At 50.9% G+C, this 18,597-nt stretch carries 16 protein-coding genes and 1 tRNA gene; 10 read left to right on the top strand and 7 right to left on the bottom strand.

Annotated elements, in window-relative coordinates:
• Nucleotides 1-293: 293 nt before the first annotated feature.
• Complete coding sequence (locus JRI95_10925) at nt 294-1,553, bottom strand: MBL fold metallo-hydrolase (protein ID MBW2062059.1); 1,260 nt, start codon at nt 1,551-1,553, stop codon at nt 294-296.
• 131 nt (nt 1,554-1,684) lie between these two features.
• Between JRI95_10925 and JRI95_10920 the strand changes: the two genes are divergently transcribed.
• Nucleotides 1,685-2,446, top strand: coding sequence for a DUF72 domain-containing protein (locus JRI95_10920; GenBank protein MBW2062058.1), 762 nt, complete (start codon nt 1,685-1,687; stop codon nt 2,444-2,446).
• 40 nt (nt 2,447-2,486) lie between these two features.
• Here JRI95_10920 and JRI95_10915 read toward each other — a convergent pair whose 3' ends face one another.
• A complete protein-coding gene (locus JRI95_10915) occupies nt 2,487-2,849 on the bottom strand; it encodes a methylated-DNA--[protein]-cysteine S-methyltransferase (protein ID MBW2062057.1) in 363 nt (120 codons plus the stop codon).
• 133 nt (nt 2,850-2,982) lie between these two features.
• Here JRI95_10915 and JRI95_10910 point away from each other — a divergent pair, with 133 nt between their 5' ends.
• On the top strand, nt 2,983-4,017 hold the full coding sequence (locus JRI95_10910; protein MBW2062056.1) for a hypothetical protein: 1,035 nt from the start codon (nt 2,983-2,985) through the stop codon (nt 4,015-4,017).
• An 81-nt stretch (nt 4,018-4,098) separates the two neighbouring features.
• On the opposite strand, the gene JRI95_10905 is transcribed toward JRI95_10910, so the two are convergent.
• The 3 genes from JRI95_10905 to JRI95_10895 all read right to left on the bottom strand — a co-directional run bounded on the left by JRI95_10905 (nt 4,099) and on the right by JRI95_10895 (nt 8,423).
• Nucleotides 4,099-5,040, bottom strand: coding sequence for a glycoside hydrolase family 130 protein (locus tag JRI95_10905; GenBank protein ID MBW2062055.1), 942 nt, complete (start codon nt 5,038-5,040; stop codon nt 4,099-4,101).
• 15 nt (nt 5,041-5,055) lie between these two features.
• On the bottom strand, nt 5,056-6,195 hold the full coding sequence (locus tag JRI95_10900; GenBank protein MBW2062054.1) for a glycosyltransferase: 1,140 nt from the start codon (nt 6,193-6,195) through the stop codon (nt 5,056-5,058).
• A gap of 515 nt (nt 6,196-6,710) precedes the next feature.
• Entirely contained in the window at nt 6,711-8,423 is a 1,713-nt protein-coding gene (locus JRI95_10895) for an AMP-binding protein (protein MBW2062053.1), read from the bottom strand.
• Between the two features lie 297 nt (nt 8,424-8,720).
• On the opposite strand from JRI95_10895, the gene JRI95_10890 reads away from it, so the two are divergent.
• Nucleotides 8,721-9,182 (top strand): single-stranded DNA-binding protein, encoded by a 462-nt coding sequence (locus JRI95_10890; GenBank protein MBW2062052.1) that lies wholly within the window; start codon nt 8,721-8,723, stop codon nt 9,180-9,182.
• Between the two features lie 302 nt (nt 9,183-9,484).
• Here the strand turns inward: JRI95_10890 and JRI95_10885 are convergent, their stop codons facing one another.
• Entirely contained in the window at nt 9,485-9,763 is a 279-nt protein-coding gene (locus tag JRI95_10885; GenBank protein MBW2062051.1) for a MerR family transcriptional regulator, read from the bottom strand.
• A 396-nt stretch (nt 9,764-10,159) separates the two neighbouring features.
• On the opposite strand from JRI95_10885, the gene JRI95_10880 reads away from it, so the two are divergent.
• The gene (locus JRI95_10880) at nt 10,160-10,468 is read left to right on the top strand and encodes an MTH1187 family thiamine-binding protein (protein ID MBW2062050.1); all 309 of its coding nucleotides are present in this window, start codon (nt 10,160-10,162) and stop codon (nt 10,466-10,468) included.
• On the top strand, nt 10,465-10,770 hold the full coding sequence (locus JRI95_10875) for a DnaJ domain-containing protein (protein MBW2062049.1): 306 nt from the start codon (nt 10,465-10,467) through the stop codon (nt 10,768-10,770). Before JRI95_10880 ends, JRI95_10875 begins: the two co-directional genes overlap by 4 nt.
• Nucleotides 10,771-10,824: 54 nt before the next feature.
• Here the strand turns inward: JRI95_10875 and thiD are convergent, their stop codons facing one another.
• Nucleotides 10,825-12,162 (bottom strand): bifunctional hydroxymethylpyrimidine kinase/phosphomethylpyrimidine kinase, encoded by a 1,338-nt coding sequence (gene thiD / locus JRI95_10870; GenBank protein MBW2062048.1) that lies wholly within the window; start codon nt 12,160-12,162, stop codon nt 10,825-10,827.
• Between the two features lie 250 nt (nt 12,163-12,412).
• On the opposite strand from thiD, the gene JRI95_10865 reads away from it, so the two are divergent.
• From JRI95_10865 to JRI95_10845, 5 genes are all read left to right on the top strand, one after another.
• Nucleotides 12,413-14,680: an adenylate/guanylate cyclase domain-containing protein gene (locus JRI95_10865; protein MBW2062047.1), complete on the top strand. Its 2,268-nt coding sequence runs from the start codon at nt 12,413-12,415 to the stop codon at nt 14,678-14,680.
• 7 nt (nt 14,681-14,687) lie between these two features.
• Nucleotides 14,688-15,458, top strand: coding sequence for an ABC transporter permease (locus tag JRI95_10860; protein ID MBW2062046.1), 771 nt, complete (start codon nt 14,688-14,690; stop codon nt 15,456-15,458).
• 20 nt (nt 15,459-15,478) lie between these two features.
• Nucleotides 15,479-16,228: an ABC transporter ATP-binding protein gene (locus JRI95_10855; GenBank protein ID MBW2062045.1), complete on the top strand. Its 750-nt coding sequence runs from the start codon at nt 15,479-15,481 to the stop codon at nt 16,226-16,228.
• Between the two features lie 15 nt (nt 16,229-16,243).
• Nucleotides 16,244-17,845, top strand: coding sequence for an MCE family protein (locus tag JRI95_10850; GenBank protein MBW2062044.1), 1,602 nt, complete (start codon nt 16,244-16,246; stop codon nt 17,843-17,845).
• Nucleotides 17,846-17,983: 138 nt separating this feature from the next.
• A tRNA-Thr gene (locus JRI95_10845) sits at nt 17,984-18,058 on the top strand.
• The last annotated feature ends 539 nt before the right edge of the window (nt 18,059-18,597 follow it).

Here is an 18,597-nt window from a genome sequence, read left to right as displayed (position 1 = left end):
TAAGTGTTTAATAATAAGCAAATCACCTTTATGAACGTAACTTGTTTAAATGATGCAAAAAATCTATCGACCAGATCAAATTATCATCAACTAATATGGAGAAGACCCATAAATAATATACGGCCATGTGAAAAGTTTCTGATTTCATCTGAAATTTAAATTCCTGATTAATGGAGTGTCAGGTTCCTTAAAAGAAAGGGAGTGCGCCCTGTATTTAAAAAGGGCACTCCCTTCAGGCATTATGACTGACTGCTTCTTATCTTTCCCGGCTCGCCCGGAAAACGACCGCTAGATTAAAGCTCGCCTTTCTGCTCAAGGAACTCCCGGTCTTTATCTATAAAGTATGCCCAGGCGTTTCGGGACATGAGGCAGGAGTCGTTTGACCCGATTTCTTCCAGCAGCTTCAGGCGGGTCTGGCGCGCTTGAGTATTTTCCGGATGAGCCTGAATCAGCACGTCCAGGACCTGAAGCCCGAGCTGGGCCTGACCTTCCTCCAGAAGATCCCCGGCCCTTTTTATTATTTTCTCAGGTTCCCCGATCAGGTTGAAAATCTCGGTGCTGACCTCTTTTTGAGGCCGCGGCAGAAGGTTGGCCGGGTTGTGATCGAAGTAGCCGTGATACCAGCAGTAGACATTGAAAACAAAGAACTCCGGCCGGGAATAAGCGTACCTGAGATACGGGCTTTCCTTGAGATGCTCAGGCAGGTCCACCTCATGGATCATCTCCGTGATGTGCATGTCCTGGTTGATACATTTCACGACCTGATCGTGAAGAGAGCGGATGGCTTCAATATTGATGTCTAAGACTTCCAGAGCCTCCTGGCCGTGATAGATCACATTTGTCCCACCGCCGAAGATGAGTTCCGGGTTTTTAGCCCTGATTTGCTCAAGGGTCTTGGCCCAGTCCAGGGCGAAGCGCGTCGGTTTCCAGGGGTTACCGATATTTGGGAAACTGCGCAGGATCAGGTCGCCTAAAAAGGCCGTCTTGATTTCAGGTATCCAGACCCAGCAGACGTCGTCGGTCTCGGCCCGGGCGGTATGAAGTTCAAAGGTCTTGCCTCCCAGGGAAAAGCTCATCTCACCCAGGAAAGTTTTAGTCGGATAGACCCAGTTATCACCCCGGCTGGGAATTTCTGGGAGATTAAACTGCTGAGCCGCAATCCGGGCGCGATGGGGAGCCAGCATTTTAAATTTCTCCAGTCGGTCGGGCAGATATTTACTGGCGATGACTTCGAGGGGCTTATCAGCCATGAAGGCCTGGCACCCGCCGATATGATCCAGATGACCGTGGGTGTATATAATATATTTGACCTGGCCGCTGATTTCATGGATTTTAGCCAGAGTTCTTTCTGCTGCTTGAACACTGAGCAGGGTGTCAATCAAGACCACACCATCGTCTGTGTCCACCCAGCCGCAGCCGGCTATGGGGAGACGAGCGACATGGACGTCCTCACGGGGGTCCACAAAAGAGAGCGCTGAATCCGGCACCTGAATAACCTGTACAGCTTCAACCTTGCCTTTATTTGTGTTTTTTGAATCATCGGTTTTAGTCATAATTAGCTCCTTCAATGAGTGATTTATAGATACTTCTGCCCATCAAACCCTGACTACCTGCTGCCGCCATTGTGCCAGCCATTTCATCCTTTTCCTTAGTATTTGTATTTTTCATATCAGATAGATTATGCTTGTCTCAAAGGCAATACCATATATACTTTGGCCTTATGGCCAGGCAGCAAATTTACATCGGCACATCCGGCTGGACATATGACGACTGGGCGGAGCGATTTTATCCCGCAAAGGTGAAAGGGTCTGAGCGGCTCTTGTTTTACGCTCAGCATTTCGACACGGTCGAGGTGAACGCCACCTTCTACCGCCTTCCGACTGAGCCGATGCTCAAGGCCTGGAATCAAAGGCTTGGCGCCGACTTCCACCTCGTAGTCAAGGCTTCCCGCCTGATCACGCACATGAAGAAGCTCAAGGACTGTGAGGAACCACTCCAGAACTTTCTGGATCGTGTCCTGACGCTTAAGCGCCTCAAGGTGATCCTCTGGCAGCTTCCCCCCTCGATCAATAAGGACCTGGACCGGCTGGATCATTTCCTTACAGGGCTTCCGCAGACGGTCCGCCATGCGGTCGAGTTTCGCCATGAAAGCTGGTGGAGTGAAGATGCGGCCGAGCTTCTGGCCCGTCATTCTGCTGCGTTTGTGACTATCAGCCACCCCCAGCTTCCCGACACGGTCTATCCCACCTCTGATTTCCTTTACATGCGGTTTCACGGTTCGAGCCAGCAGGGATTCCGGCACGACTACCCACGACAGGAGCTGACCGAATGGGCGGCCCGGATGAAGCCTTATTTAACGGAACGAACGCTTTACGCCTTTTTCAACAACGACTATCATGCCCACGCCCCCAGGAATGCAGTCGTTTTCAAGGAGCTGTTTTCATAAGGATCAATAACGGAACATATTCCAAACGATTACTTTAATATCAATCCATCCCTTCTTCTTGATCCGGGCCTGACCAGCGATAGGTCTTGAGGTTGACGCGGCCCTGTCCGTCAAACTGGACACCTTCCTGTTCCAGCAGTTGGCGCTGGGTGACATCCCCGCCGCCATGCGCCCGGCCGCTGACTTTACCTTGTGCATTGATAACGCGATGCCAGGGGACATCCAGACCATGGGGAAGGGAGGCCATGGCATAACCCACCGTTCGTGCGCCGCACCGGCCGACAATCTTGGCAATCTGGCCATAGGTGGCCACCCGGCCGGATGGAATCTGACGAACTGCTGCGTAAATCTGTTCATATAAAGAAGGGCCTTTCAGAGATTCTCCAATTTTTTTCTTGGGCATGGCTAATTACTTCCTATTAAATTTTTAGATGAAGGTAAAAGACACTTGACAGGAAGCCGTATTATACCCGTTTATAACAGATACAAGTATTAAAAAATGCCTTACCCGCATTTCACGAGGGGATGTTGAGACCGTGAGCTGGTCTTTGGACTCTGTCAGCTTCAGGATGTCAGGCTCAGGCAGCTGGCAGTATCTGCTTCCAGACGAGGCTTCGCGCCGACTCTACACCGGGATTTACCCCAACGGTGCCTCCTGGCCGAAGCAGGACCGTCAGCAACGCCAGCTTTTGGCTTCCTGGCAAAAAGCCGCCATCGTTAGGTCAGACGGCCAGAAGGCAGTGCCTCTTGGACCCCTCATGACGGATCACGACCTGGACATCCTTAAACCCTGGTTCAGGGATATTTCTGACGCTATGTGCGCCGCGGTTCAGGAACGCCTGCCTGAATATCAAACTCTGGCAATGCGCCTGGCTGGCCGCACATCAGGCGCCAGGCAGGAAGTGGAGAATATCCTCACGATCCAGATCTGCGCCCACACACTGGACTCCGGGGTGTTCTCGCTCCTGCGTCAGGAACTGATAGGAACTTACCCGCCGCGGGATTTTGCCGGGAATTTTTTCTTCTGGGGGTATGCCTTTGCCTTCGGGCCGAAAAGGATCTTCGGCTTTACCACTTACGGCATTCGGAGAAGGATACGGCTTCACGTCATTCGTTCGCATGGGCTTGACCGTGAGCCATTAAAACTCCTGCTGCGCCGGAGCGAAACCCTGGATTATCTCCTGGACCTTGGCCCAGGTGAGCGGGCAGGCCAGGAAGAGGCTTCAGCCAGGTCGGGAAAGATTGTGGACTCACTCAGGAAGGCAGGAATACTCGAACCTAATGACCCGCCGCGTCTGGCTATTCCTGTCTTTACCGACCGTGAGATGGAACCGGCCGTCAAGCTATATGAAGCGGTCTCAAGTCAGGTCGTGAGCCGCTTTATGGCCAGGATGGATGAACTGAAGGGTCTGGTGAGCCGGTGTTCGTTTGCACGGTGCTCCTGGCCTGATACGCTCTGTATGCTGTTTCACCTGGCCTACTCCTATGCGACGGACCAGCTTGTCGAGAAGGGAACCATCCCTGAATTCCCCGGAAGCGCAGGGGGTGAATGGGGGGTCTGGATGCATTAGCGTTATCGAGAGACAAAGAAACCCAGGGCTAGCCAGGACTCTATGGGAACGGTTTAGGATCGTCTTTACGAATTACGGCCTCTATTTTTCCTTGGAGGCGTTATTCAAACACAGCCGGATGATATCCTCTACGTTGGCCTCGGCTAGACCAATACAAGTATCCGCAGCGCCATAATACATCTTGACCCTTCCATCGTTTTCCAGGATGAGTCCGCAAGGGAAGACGACATTCGGCACATCGCCCATACGTTCATAAGGTTCCTTGGGGGCGAAAATAAAATTAGGCGCATATCCAAGGACCTTTGCCGGATCATCCAGATCAAAAAGCACGGCTCCAATGCGGTAAAGTCGTCCACCGGCGGTGTCTCGCACGCCGTGGTAGAGCGCCAGCCAGCCCTCTTCGGTTTTAATAGGCGGGGTGGAGATGCCCAGCTTAGAGCTTCCCCACCCCGGTTCTGGAGTCAGAATGGCTCTGGCTCTGCCCCAGTAGACAAGGTCAGGTGAATAAGTGATCCATATTGATCCTTCTCGGTTGCCCATTCCTGCCGGCCGATCAATCATGACATAATTGCCGCCGAATTTTTCAGGGAACAGGGCGGCGTCCTTGTTGTCCGTTTCTGTTGCCAGGGAAATTCGTTCAAAGTGCACAAAATCTTCCGTCCGGCCAATGCCCACCCGGGGACCATAAGGGCCATAAGCGGTATAGGTGATGTAGAATGCATCTTCAATTTGCGTGATGCGTGGGTCCTCGAGCCCATACCGTTCATAAACTTCGTAAAAGGAGTCTGAGGATGGCATAACCCATGGAGAGGACTCGATGTAGAATTGATAGCCGTTATCTGAGGATGCCAGCGTCAAATGGCTATGACCGCTTGGGTCCTCAACGCGCAGCACCAGGATATAACGCCCCTTGTATTTGCAGGCTCCGACATTAAAAACGGTATTACATGGATAGGGTATGTCATCCCTTTGCAAAATAGGATTTTGGGCATAGCGTTTAAACGGGAAAAGATATTCCAGCATCTTTCCGAATCCTCCTTACTCTACCATGATAACATGGGATTTAATTTTAGGCATATCCAGGAGAGCTTTATAAATATCCAGATGCTGGTCTGCAACCCGAGACCAGGAGGTAACATCCTTAACATATTTCTTAGCGTTCAGGGAAAGCTTTTGTGAGAGTTGATCGTCAGACAAAACTCGAACGATGTTTTCAATGAATTCAGAAGAATTAAGACAAGTCAATCCAGCTTCAGATTCATCTAGTATCTGTCTCATGGCTTCACTGCTGCTGGTAACGATCGGCTTGCCAAAGGCGAGACAATGAGCCAAGATCCCGCTCTGGGAAGCGATCTTATAGGGGAGGACGACCACATCAGCGGAGGAGATTATGGTATCGAAAATGTGCTGGGGAAGCTGCCCACGGATGAGATAGATCTGATCGGTTTGCGGCGATTGAGCTATTTTATTAAATAACATATTTCGATAATCAATATTTTCTGTGCCTCTAATCTTGCCTCCAATCACCAGAATTGCGTTGGGAAACTTTTCCAAAATTTCAGGAAAGATGTCCACAACCAGTTCAAAATTCTTCGACGGCCTAATATAGCCAATCATCAATACGACCTTCTTGTCCGTAGGCAGGCCGAGTCGTTTTTTAGCGTCTGGAATCGTTTCCACCTCGCGGGCTCCGTGTGGAATAACGCATATCTTCCTGGTTAAATCTTCCCTTAAGTTTTTTCGCAGGGAACGTTCCTGATAGGGCTCGTGAATGATGACACGATCTGAATTGAGGAAAATGGATTGAAAAATGATCTGATGATCGGCCTGGATCTGTGGATAGACCGTATGAAGCGTGGTTACAACGGGGATGCCCACCAAACGGAATTGTAGTATAAGCGGGATGACGGCCACGCCTGAATGCTTCCCATATAAACCAAATTCATGCTGAATGTGAACCACATCCGGCGTGAAGCGACTCATCATCGAAAATGCTTTCTCGGCAAGATCTCCGTCTTCGTAATCAAAGCAGGGAAAAACCTGGTGGCCTTCCCCTCCCATGTGCGATACTACATAAACGTCAGCGTGTTTTTCTCTTAGGCTCTCACTCAGGTACTGCATATAAGTAGCAATACCACATTCGATAGGGGGGTATGTAGAAACAAAGCCGATCCGCATTTTTATCCTCTTTTCTTGATTAAAACCAAATTCTTTCCAGAAGCTGGCCCTAGAAGAAGCGTTCTTTTCGTTCTCCTCCTGGGACTGCCGGAAAATTCTTATCTTTAATTTCTATCATGAAAACATCAAATAATCACCTATAATATCAGATGCCGTGTTCGTCCTGTCACATTCCGCAAGTTCCTTTTACAAAAACCCATATAATCAGACAAATTTTTACAGACTTGATGCCGTATCCTTTATTTTTCAGCGTCGCAAAGGCTACGAGGGAAGCCACGACCTAGACCTTAATCTCAGGGAGTTCGCACTTTTCCCCAGCGGCATGATAACCGATGGGGTTGCCAACATCGTATCCTGTTCATTTAAGGATTTTTCCGATGATTTTCCTTTTTTTGACTGATGTAACCAAGATGGTCCTCTTTATTAACCAAATACCCGGTTACTGCTGTGGAAAATCCTTTATAATTGCCAGTTTTTTTGGGGAGCCCTCGGTCTTGAGCGCTCCTTTGCCAGGCTCACTCATCTTTGAGCCGTTCCCTTAGCACTGTCTTCAAAACCTTGCCCGGGCCGCTGACCGGGATATGGTCCATGAAAATGACCTTACGGATCTTCTTGTAAGCGGCGATCTGGGCGTTGGTGTATTCCATGATCTCCTCAGCCGTGGCCGGCGCGCCTTCCTTGAGTTCGACAAAGGCCACCGGAATCTCCCCGGCTTTCTCGTCCGGCTTCCCGACCACGGCGCACTGGGATACCGCGGGATGTTCAAAGATGAGCTCCTCGATTTCTCTGGGATAAATGTTATAGCCCTTGTAGATGATCATGTCCTTTTTGCGGCCAGTGATGTAAAAAAAGCCGTCCTCATCCTCCCGGCCGATATCTCCGGTCAGAAGCCAGCCGTCCTTAAGGACATTGACTGTTTCCTCGGGCTGGTTCAGGTACCCGAGCATGACCTGAGGCCCTTTGATGCAGACCTCCCCCTCCCGGCCGGGCGGCAGGTCCTCTCCGGTGGCAAGATCAATGACTTTCAATTCGGTGTCAAAAGTGGGCAGACCGACCGAACCGATCCGTATGGCCGAACGATCCGGCGGGTTGGCCGTAGCGCCCATAGTGCACTCAGTCAGGCCGTAGGCCTCACAAACAACCCCGGAAAAGGCTTCCAGCATCTTCTCCAGTATAGGCACTGGCAGCGGGGCCGCGCCGGAAGCGGCAAACTTAACGCAGGAAAGATCATAAGATTTGAAATCCAAATGGTTTACCAGGGGGATGTAAAGCTGGGGCGCGCCGCCCAGGATGGTGACCTGATACTTGACGATCGCCTCCAGATACTCCTTGGGATCAAACCGGCGGAAGACGACCATGGTCGCGCCGGTGTAAACCAGGTTGTTCAGGTAGCGGATCGTGCCCAAGGCATGATACCAGGGCGAAACCACGAGCGCGGTTTCACGGTCTCTGATTGTGAGGCGATCTTTCTCCGGATCAACACCGGGCGGGAAGACCATCTCCAGCACCCCGTCCTTCATTTCGACCTGAGCGCCGTTGAGCCAGTGAGCGACCTGGATCGAATTGGCCACAACATTAGAGTGGCGCAGCATGACCCCTTTGGGAAAGCCAGTCGTGCCGCCGGTATAGGAGATGTGGGCCAGGTCTTTCATGCCATCAATTGAGTCATCCCCGGGGCTGGATTCATGGTCTTTGAGGAGAGAGGCCATATCGAACGCCCCCGGCGTCTCGATCTTTTCCATTTCCTTTACAGGGGCCTTGAGGAAACCATGGCGGTCGGCCAGGCTCGCGGTTATGACGCGTTTTATTCCAGTGGCCGGCAGGACGGACTCGATCTCAGAATATTGCCTGTCCAGGGTGATTAGGGTTTCAGCGCCTGAGTCGTTGAGCTGAAAGGCCACCTCCCTGGGCGCCAGCAGCGGACTCAGCGGTGTAAAAACCGCCCCGCTCTTGAGAAGCCCGTAGTAGGCCATGGCGAACTGGGGGCAGTTTGGCAGGTGCACGGCCACGACACTACCTTTCCCAACTCCCAGTTCCTTTAAGGCCGCTCCAAAGCGGTCGCTGAGTTCTTTCAGCTCGCCATACGTCAACTCCAGGCCTTCATAGATGATGGCAATCCGGTTCAGATTCCGCCTGGCTGTCTGGTCCAGGAATCCGTAAACCGGTATTTGGGGATAGTTCAATTTTTTGGGCCAGTCTTTCGGCCACGCCTTGAAGTTTTTTGCCATGGTTCATCCTTGATTTTTTTCAATAATACATTTCCATCTCCTGCCCGGGCAGGGCATTGTATCATGGCATTTTTAGCTTATCTTGAAGGCTGTTTCAAGGAATTTGGCTATGGCAGCAATATTGAGCCTTGACAGTATTAATCATGTTTTGTGTCAGGGAGCTTCGCACCCTGACCTACAGCTTCTGAATTTACTGCTCAATTTTCAAGGCTGTGGTGGGACTTGATTTAAAGGAAGCAGTATGTTAGTTTGAAAACGTTCTTTAACTTCCTTCATTCCAACAAAAAGAGGTTAGCCATGGCTGGCATCAACAAGGCAATCCTGATTGGTAATCTGGGACGCGATCCGGAAATTCGGTACACTCAAAACGGGACAGCGGTCTGTAATTTTACCATAGCCACCACCGAGACTTACACGCCCAAAGGCAGTGACTCCAGGGAGTCAAAGACCGAGTGGCACCGAATTGTAACCTTTGGCCGGTTGGCTGAGATCTGCGGTGAGTATCTGGCCAAAGGTAAGCAGGTCTATATCGAAGGCCGTATCCAGACCAGAGACTGGGAAGACCGGGACGGAAACAAGCGCTGGACCACCGAGATTGTCGCCCAGACTATGAAGATGCTTGGACCCACGCCCCAAGGCGCAAGAGCGACGGATATTGATGAAGGGGCGTCGCGTTCGGTCAAAGAACAAGGGCCTGAAAGCACCTATGGCGAGTTTGACCAGGGCGGACCGGCCAGCGACGACGATATTCCCTTCTAGCTTGAATCGGGTTCAATCGCGGTGAGGTTTTAAAGCGCGGAGAGAACCTCCGACGAGTTCACATTCTTCTTATCCTTATGTAGATACTAGCCGGCCAGTTTAGCAGTGATCGAGGTTACGTGTTTTCCCTGGCTCCTTCAACCAGAGCCTCAGCCATGAAAAAATTCTGTGTCACCGGATTCGGGGAAGGGGGAAGTTGGAGGGGCTAGGCCACAAGGCCAACCGCCGCTCACGCGAAGCGGAAGCTCAAGCCGCGCCTGATGGGCTTTTTTAGAAAAAAAACCTGACATCACCAGACTGTTTTACTTACTGGAAACCAGGTAAGCTTTCCCGCCGTTTCGTGAGTCAAGGACCTGCCGGGCGCCAGCGATGCTGTATTTCTCATCTTTGAGCAGGGTCTTGATCTCTATAATCTGCCGGACAGTCTGCTCATTATACCGCCGCTGGCGGCCATTTGTCCGTACCGGCGCAAGATAGCTATTAAATTCACCCTCCCAGTAACGGATGGTGTGGATGGCGATGCCTGTGAGGTTTGAGACTTCACCAATGGTGAGCCAGTCCTTTTTAATCATCACGGCCAACTGTGTCCTCCTGAATAATCTTAGTTTCAGGTGAAGCAAATTCCGGACCATTTTGTGCCATGGTACAAGCTATTGAAAAAACTATGAAAATGATGAGAATAACCTTAACTTGAACAATAGATCAAAAAAAAGGCAAGAAATTCCGGGAAAAATGGTTCACCTTTTCCTGCACCGATACTCCATGTTTTTTTAACACTCCCCGACAAAAAGTAAAACTGTCTGGAATTTTTTTGACTTTCATGCGTTATTTGTCTGAAACCTGAAACAATGCAAAGGGCTTAAAATGATTGCCAATGAAAGCCAGCCTCTTTAGACTGGGGATTCATTGACCTCTAGATAGGATTTGGGTTTTAATAGAAGAATGCTTGAGGGACATTTCACCAAAGGAGAAACACCATGGCCATTGCTCAGGTAAGCATCGTCCCGTTGGGCACGGGGTCAACCAGCCTCAGTCCTTTTGTGGCCCGTGTGGCCGGATGGCTGGAGGAAAAAGGGGTGAAATATCAGCTTACGCCCATGGGGACTATTCTTGAGGGTGAAGCTCCTGAAATCCTTGCCTTGATCGCTCAGATGCACGAATTGCCTTTTGAGGCGGGAGCCGCCCGGGTCATGACCTTGATCACCCTTGACGACCGCCGGGATAAAAAGGCCACGGCTCAAGGGAAAGTCAAGTCCGTCACCAGTAAGTTGAGTAAAAACCGATGATATCTTACGAGGACATCGAACAGGCCCGCCGGACGTTAGGTCTGCCTCTGGAGGCATGTCTGAGTGATATAAAGACCGCATATAAACAGCGTTTGAAGGAGACCCATCCTGACAAGCGGCCTCGATCTGAGTCGGCAGAGGCAGAGGCGGAAACAGAGGGTCTGATCCGGGCTTACGAGACCATTATGACTTATGTGGCCCAGTATCCGTATTCATTTGATCATGAGCAGTACAAGAAAGTCCGCCGCCGAGATCCGACCTGGGCTGTAGTCCGATTCTGGCGGGAAATGCAGGAGCCTTGAGAATCTGAGGGGACCTTTTTCCAAAAAGTTCCCCCCTGAAAAAACTTACAGCGTTTATCCTGCCACCTTGTTTTCCTGAGGCAGAAGACTGAGCGCCCTGGCCACCACAGTGGAAGGATTCGGCCCTAGAATACGAATCATCGGCTCTTTGCCCACCTCGCCCCGGTCAAAGATCAGGTCAGGCACCACGCCGGTTCGTTCAATGGTGTCATCCACGCCCCATGCCAGGGTTGAGCCTTCTTGGGCCTTGGTTTCAGGCGGCTCGTCGGCCCGATCAAAGCTCTCGACCCTGAAGCCCTGTTCCCGGGCTCTTTCCAGAAAACCTTCATCATACCGGATGTTCAGCGCCGAGCGTATCTCAGGGTCAGTCCTCATGGTCGTGAGAATGATCCGGGCCACGTGTCGTGACGCTCCAAAACAGGGACCGCTCACCGTAGCCACCCTGGAGCCAAGGCGTACAATGCGCCCCGGAAAGGCGGCCACATCGGCCGTATCCCTGGCTCCCGGGAGAGCGAAGCCCATATTCGCCTGAACTTCGGGTACAAGGGGACCGGCCTCGGCTTGAGACAGCGTCTTAAAAGCTTCCTCGAGGCTTCTCAACACAGCCTGCTTTTCCAGCGGGGCGAAATGGTTGGTCGGGCCGTGACCATGGCCCACGGGCCGGGCCAGCCTGATGGCCTCGGTGATATATTCCTTGGCCCGGGCCACGGCTTCGTGCAGGGCTTGGCCCTCGCCCAGAAAAGTAGCCAGGGCCGCGGAAAAGGTGCAGCCGGTGCCATGGGTGTTTGGGGAATCCAGGCGAGGCACAGAGTACTCTCGCATCTTCTGGCCATCGAAAAGCAGATCAGTGGCCGGGCCTGATAAGTGTCCGCCTTTGATCAAGACCGCCTCAGGCCCCATGGCCTTAAGAGCGCGGGCGGCCGCGGCCATATCCTCGAGGGTCCTGACTTCCTGCTCCAGGATAATTCCCGCTTCAGGCAGATTTGGGGTCAGGACCGCGGCCAGAGGGAGCAAATCCCGCACCAGGGCGCCTTCAGCGTCAGCGGTCAGGAGCGAGTCACCACTTTTAGCCACCATAACCGGGTCCACCACCAGATTGGGAACCTGGTACTGCTTTAGCTTGGCCGCCACTATCTGCACTACTTCCGTATTGGCCAGCATGCCGGTCTTGGCCGCGTCCGCCCCGATGTCGGAGAGGACGGCGTCGAGCTGGGTACCGACAAAGTCAGGTCGGACTTCATGAATGGCCTCAACACGCAGGGTGTTTTGCGCGGTAAGGGCGGTAATCACAGAAAGTCCGTAAGCGCCGAGCACGGTTATGGTCTTGAGGTCCGCCTGGATGCCGGCCCCGCCCCCGGAGTCAGAACCGGCTATGGTTAAAACTCTATTCATGTCTTGAAATACCTCATCTTTTTTCTTTGAACCGGCCGCGTACTCTCAAAGGAAATCTTGTTGAAACAATTTGAAATATTTGCTATAAATAATTTAAGTTTCTAAAATTATCAGTATCATGTCAGAGGAGTAATAAAACGGACTCATTTCCGCCCAAGGGGCCGATCTGCAAAAAGAATAACAACCCGTTACCCGTCCTGTCAATGCCCAAACAGGAAAGCCCTTCTTTGAGACCGAAAAAACTTAGATAATGAATAAATTTAGAAATATTCTTAAATTGAACTCCATGACCTTGAGTCTGCTTATGGTCGTGGTCCTGATACTGGTTTACATGCTTGGGTTTGAATACCTTGAAATCATGGAGCTCAAGGCCAGGGACTTCAGATTCAGGCTCCGCGGTCCCGTTCAGCCCGGCCCGGAGGTGGTCCTGGTGGTGGTGGATGAAAAGAGCCTGGATGAGATCGGGCGCTGGCCCTGGCCTCGATCCAAGATTGCCGAGGTGATAAAGATCTTGGATGAAGACGGCGCCAGGGTCATCGGGTTTGATATCGTTTTTAGCGAACCTGATCAAAACACCAATATCGAGCTTATCCACCGCCTTACCAAGGAAATCGAGCGCCAGGGAGTCATAAATAAGAAAGTGTCCGGGTTTCTCGCCAGGGAACTTGAGCTGGCCGACAACGACCTCATTCTGGCTCAGACCATTGAAAAAGCGAGGGTTCCGGTGGTCCTGGGTTACTTTCTCCGCATCGAGAGAGACAAGACCGTGGCCCATATCACACCGGATCAGATTATAGCTCAGGTGGAGCAGTTGAAAAACGCCCATTATACCTTTGCCCGGCTTTCCAGTTCCAATGTGGAGTTGGACCAGAAGGAAATAGCCCAGGCCTTCATGCCCGTGGCCAATATTCCCGTCATGAGCCAGGCCGCTGTTTCTTCCGGATATATGAACATGTTCCAGGACATTGACGGTACGGTGCGCTGGATTCCGATGGTCATCCGGCTGCACGACAGATATTATCTCCCGCTTTCATTGCAGACCCTGCGTTTCTATCTTAATGGCATACCGGCTTCCACTTATGTGAGCGAGCTAGGTGTGGAAAATGTCAAAGTAGGCACGTATGAACTACCCACTGATGAGCTGGGGCGATTTCTGGTCAACTATCGCGGTCCCAGTTACACCTTTCCTCACTATTCCATGTCAGACGTCCTGGCCAAACGCTTCAAACCTGGAACCTTCAAGGATAAGATCGTTCTGGCCGGAGCCACTGCAGTGGGTATCTTCGACATGCGAACCACTCCCTTTGAAACCAGCTACCCCGGCCTGGAGGTCCATGCCAATGTGATAGACAGCATCCTGAGGCATGATTTTCTGATCCGCCCGACATGGGCCGGTGGCCTGGATCTGGTAGTTATGATTATAGCCGGCGTCATTCTGGCGCTGGTATTGCCAAGGATATCGGCTGTGGTCGGGGTCATTTTCGCCTTAGGCTTTTTGATGGCCCAAGGCGGAGTTAATTACCTGTTTTTTAAAAATGGCATGTGGCTCAACCTGATTTTCCCCACTATAACCATCATCGCGATTTACACCGGAATAACGGCCTTCCGTTACATCACCGAAGAGCGAGAAAAGAGAAAGATCAAAGGGGCCTTTCAAACCTATCTCCATCCCTCGGTGGTTAATGAGGTGCTCAAGAACCCGGATATGTTGAAACTGGGGGGAGAGAAGAAGGTCCTGACAGTACTTTTTTCCGATATTAAGGGCTTTACAACCATTTCAGAAAATATGGACCCCGAGGCCCTGGTTCACCTGCTCAATGAATACCTGACGGCCATGACCGACCTTGTCTTCAAGTATGACGGCCTTCTGGATAAGTACGAAGGAGATGCTGTCATGGCAATTTGGGGTGCGCCGCTGGACCTGCCAGATCATCCCTTACAGGCGTGCCGCACCAGTCTGGATATGATGGCCGAACTGGAAAAACTACGCCTGAAGTGGGCCGAGGAAAACCCGGCCATTCCGCGTGTAGATATCCGCATTGGCTTGAATACCGGCGAGATGGTGGTGGGCAACATAGGGTCAGAAACCCGGTTCGATTACACGGTCATCGGGGACGAGGTTAATCTGGGTTCCCGGCTCGAAGGCGCCAGCAAGGAGTACGGAACCAATATTATCATCAGCCAAGCGACCTACGAGCGCGTCAAGGATGTGATGCTCTGCCGGGAACTGGATCTGGTTACCGTCAAAGGTAAAACTCAACCGGTTCGTATTTACGAACTTATCGGGGAAAACAGCCAGATCCCACAGGAAAAGGCCGAGTTGGTAAAGGCTTTTTCTCGAGGGCTTAAGGCTTACCAGAGTCAGCAGTGGGACCTTGGCAGAAAAATTTTCAGCCAAATAAACGCCCTGTACCCTGATGACGGGCCGGCTCAGCTCTTTTTGCAGAGAGTCATCGAACTGAAAAAAAATTCGCCGCCTAAGAATTGGGACGGTGTATACGTCATGACAACCAAGTAAGGAGACGGTGATAAAATTTCTTGAGATTCTAGGCGGGTCCATCATCAAGGTTATTGAGCAGATGGGTCAGCTCATGCTCTTTGTCATCAATACCCTCATCTGGATCTTCCGCCCCCCTTTGAGAATCAGAGCGATCTTCAAACAAATGGAGTTTGTGGGTGTCAAATCGCTGTTTGTGGTGATCCTGACAGGTTCGTTCACCGGTGCGGTCATGACCATTCAAATCTTTTACGGCTTTTCCATGTTCAGGGCCGAGAGCCTGGTGAGCGCGACCCTGGCGATTGCTATGGCCCGGGAGTTGGGTCCGGTCCTGACCGCGCTCATGGTCGCCGGCCGGGCCGGATCGGCCATTGCCGCAGAGCTGGGCACCATGAGAGTCACTGAACAGATTGACGCCCTGTATGTCATGGCGGCCAATCCGGTCAAATTCCTGGTGGTGCCTCGTGTTCTGGCCGGGGTGGTCATGCTGCCCATTCTGACGGTTATTTCCAATGTAATGGGCATTGTGGGCGGGTTTCTGGTTGGAGTCGGACTGCTCGATATCAATCGAGGTATATTTATAAATAATATCGTGGAGTACCTGGATGTCTCCGATGTCTTCAACGGGCTCATCAAGTCTGCCGTCTTCGGGCTGATTCTGACCTTGATCGGGTGCTACAAGGGATTCTATACCACTGGCGGCGCGGAAGGGGTCGGGAAGTCCACGACCGAAGCCGTAGTCATGGCCTCCATCCTCATCCTGGCCAGCGATTACGTCATGACGGCGATCATGTTTTAGGGAGTGCCGTGGCCGAACCCATCATCCAGATCATTGACCTTCACAAATCCTTTGGAGATGTCTCGGTTCTCAAAGGCCTTAACCTGAATATTGCACAAGGCAAGATTACCTTTGTCATCGGGCGCTCCGGTGGTGGAAAGAGTGTGCTGATTAAGCTCATCATCGGCCTGCTCAAACCTGACCGCGGTCAAATCCTGATCGAGGGACAGGATATCGCGCCTCTCGGAGAGCACAGCCTGAATCGAATCCGGCAACGCTTTGGTATGCTTTTTCAAAATGCAGCCCTTTTCGATTCCCTGACCATCGAGGGAAACATCGCCTTCCCCCTGCAAACCCATACGCGGCTCAAAGAAAGGGAAATCAAGGAGCTGGTCCAACAGAAGATGGCCATGGTCGGCTTGAAAGACGTTGAAAATAAGATGCCCACCGAGATTTCCGGTGGCATGCGCAAGAGAACCGGACTGGCCCGGGCCATTATCCTCGAACCTGAGATTCTGCTTTTTGATGAACCGACCACCGGCCTCGACCCGATCATGGCGGAAGTCATTGACGACCTCATCATTCAGACCCAGGAGCGCACCAATGTAACGAGCATCGTTATCAGCCACGACATTCCAGCCACCTTGCGCACCGCGCACAAAGTAGCTATGATCTATGAGGGTCAGATCGTGGTTTATGGGACACCCGAAGAAATCCAGGCCAGTGATAATCCGGTCGTCCAGCAGTTCTTGAAAGGAGAAGGCGAAGGGCCGATGATACTGGGAGACTGAAGCCCGGGAGAAAAAATGTTTAAATTTTCAACAGAAGCCAAGGTTGGAATACTGGTCCTGATAGGAATCTTCCTGCTGGGATATATGACCCTGAAGCTCGGCCAGTTCCAGATTAGCAAGGAAAAGGGCATGCTCATCTCTGCCATATTTGATACAGCCTCGGGACTAAAAAAAGGCGTTCCAGTGGAAATAGCCGGAATCGAAATTGGAACGGTTGAAAGCATCTCATTAAAACAAGGCCGTGCTCTGGTCACCATGTTCATCAGGTCTGATCTGGAACTGCGGGTGGACAGCCGAGCCATCATCAGGACGGCTGGTGTGCTCGGAGACAAGTATATTGAGATCATACCCGGCTTAACCGGCGCTCCGCTTCTTAAGGACGGGGATCAACTCGTCCGGACCACTGCGCCCGCGGACATGGACCAGCTTATGATGAAGATAAGCGAGATTTCAGATGATATCAGACAGGTCACAAAATCACTCAATGACGTTTTCGGTGGAACTGAAGGCACGGCCAACATGCGTGAAATCTTGAATAATTTAAGTGAGATGAGCGAGACTCTTTCTACGATGATTTCAGAAAACAGAGAAAGCTTGAGTCTGCTCATCGAAAACCTGACTGCCTTTTCCAAGGATATCCAGAACATCTCCTCTGATAATAAGGAAGAGATCAAGTCCATACTGGCAAATCTCAGCCAGACTTCAGAACAACTGGCTCATACTATAACCGCGGTGCGGGAAATCAGCGAAAAGATCAGCCAGGGTACCGGAACCCTGGGTCAGCTGATCAATGAAGATACAGTCATTAAAACTCTTAACCAAACCCTGGCCTCTTTAAATGAAGTCATAGACAAAATAAACCGGGGCGAGGGTACCCTGGGCGCATTGATCACTGAAGGTGAAACCAGCCAGAATATCTCCCAGACCATGGCCTCACTCAAAGACATCACCGAGAAAATAAATCAGGGACAGGGAACCATCGGCCGGCTCATTAACGATGAGACGACCATGGACAGGGTTGATGAGGCCCTCTCCGGACTGAATGAAGTTATTACCAAGGTGGATACCATCAAACTCACTGTGGATTACCACAGCGACTACTTCTTCAATACTTCAAAGGCCAAGAGCTACCTGAACCTCCGCATCCAGCCCCGTGAGGATAAATACTACCTCATCGGTCTGGTGGATGATCCTGAAGGGGTCTACTCCAAGGAAATCACTACGATTACCGGTCCTGCCCCCGGGGCTTCGGCCACTACCACGACCGAGTCCTGGGATCAATTCGGTTTGAAATTCAACGCCCAGATTGCCAAGCGGTATTACGACCTAACGATCAGGGCCGGATTATTTGAATCGCGGGCTGGATTCGGAACAGACTACTACCTGCTGGATGACGATCTGCGGCTCACCTTTGAAATTTTCGACTTCAGCCGGGAGACGGACAATGTGCACCTCAAATTCTCCGCCTCCTATGAGTTTCTCAAATTTTTTTACTTAAACGCGGGTTACGATGACTTTGCCAACAAGAACCGCAGTTCCTTCTTCCTCGGTCTGGGCTTAAGGTTCACTGACGACGACCTGAAGTACCTCCTGACCAACGTCCCTCTCCCGTTCTGAAGTCGCCCATGAGAGTCAACCCGGACCTGAGCTGTAATTCTAGTAAAAACAGCTATGTATGGAAGGATAAACTAAAAGGCAGAAGCAGGGAATCTTGTCATGCGTGAAGCTTTGCATTATAGTAAACCTGATTTTCAGGCCGGCGTAGCTCAGCGGTAGAGCAGCTGATTCGTAATCAGCAGGTCGCGGGTTCGATTCCCATCGCCGGCTCCAGTAATTTCAAGGAGTTACAATTTTTTATTGTAACTCCTTTTTCTTTAAGTCACCAATAAGTCACCAAGATTTGGGCCGTCTTTTTACCTCTTGTAAATTGTAAAATGGGATTAGGAAGGGGGGGGTGATATTAAATTATAGTTCTTTAAATTTCGTGGGAATTTGTGGAAATAAGAGGGATTAACCGAAAAAACAATTACTTGCGGCCATTTACTTTTATAGGATTTGCCCTATTGAGCCTGTTATAAATGATACTTTTTTGACACTTTTCCTAATCCCATTTTACACAAAACCGGGAATTTTGATATAACTTATTAATATTAATCATCAAATACGGAAATTTCCGGCGAGATTGAGCGCTTGTGAAAAATCCGGCGAAAAAAAATAAACCCCAAATTGGGCTATTTTTAGATTATATGTTAAGCCACTAGTGTCCGGGTGTTTTTTTTCACAAGCGCTATTAATTACATAAATTCAATATGTTAAATTACCTAAATATCGTGATCGATTTGACCTCAATTTTAGTACAATTCGGCCAT

The sequence above is a fragment of the Deltaproteobacteria bacterium genome (assembly GCA_019308995.1).
GTDB lineage: Bacteria > Desulfobacterota > Desulfarculia > Adiutricales > JAFDHD01 > JAFDHD01.
This window is presented reverse-complemented; position numbering and strand designations above follow the sequence as displayed.

Bases quoted from the DNA above. Each gene is read 5' to 3' on its own strand.
- JRI95_10865 (MBW2062047.1), top strand. From the start codon at position 12,413: ATGAATAAATTTAGAAATATTCTTAAATTGAACTCCATGACCTTGAGT.
- JRI95_10905 (MBW2062055.1), bottom strand. From the start codon at position 5,040: ATGCTGGAATATCTTTTCCCGTTTAAACGCTATGCCCAAAATCCTATT.
- JRI95_10850 (MBW2062044.1), top strand. From the start codon at position 16,244: ATGTTTAAATTTTCAACAGAAGCCAAGGTTGGAATACTGGTCCTGATA.
- JRI95_10895 (MBW2062053.1), bottom strand. From the start codon at position 8,423: ATGGCAAAAAACTTCAAGGCGTGGCCGAAAGACTGGCCCAAAAAATTG.
- JRI95_10875 (MBW2062049.1), top strand. From the start codon at position 10,465: ATGATATCTTACGAGGACATCGAACAGGCCCGCCGGACGTTAGGTCTG.
- thiD (MBW2062048.1), bottom strand. From the start codon at position 12,162: ATGAATAGAGTTTTAACCATAGCCGGTTCTGACTCCGGGGGCGGGGCC.
- JRI95_10890 (MBW2062052.1), top strand. From the start codon at position 8,721: ATGGCTGGCATCAACAAGGCAATCCTGATTGGTAATCTGGGACGCGAT.
- JRI95_10900 (MBW2062054.1), bottom strand. From the start codon at position 6,195: ATGCGGATCGGCTTTGTTTCTACATACCCCCCTATCGAATGTGGTATT.
- JRI95_10925 (MBW2062059.1), bottom strand. From the start codon at position 1,553: ATGACTAAAACCGATGATTCAAAAAACACAAATAAAGGCAAGGTTGAA.
- JRI95_10915 (MBW2062057.1), bottom strand. From the start codon at position 2,849: ATGCCCAAGAAAAAAATTGGAGAATCTCTGAAAGGCCCTTCTTTATAT.
- JRI95_10880 (MBW2062050.1), top strand. From the start codon at position 10,160: ATGGCCATTGCTCAGGTAAGCATCGTCCCGTTGGGCACGGGGTCAACC.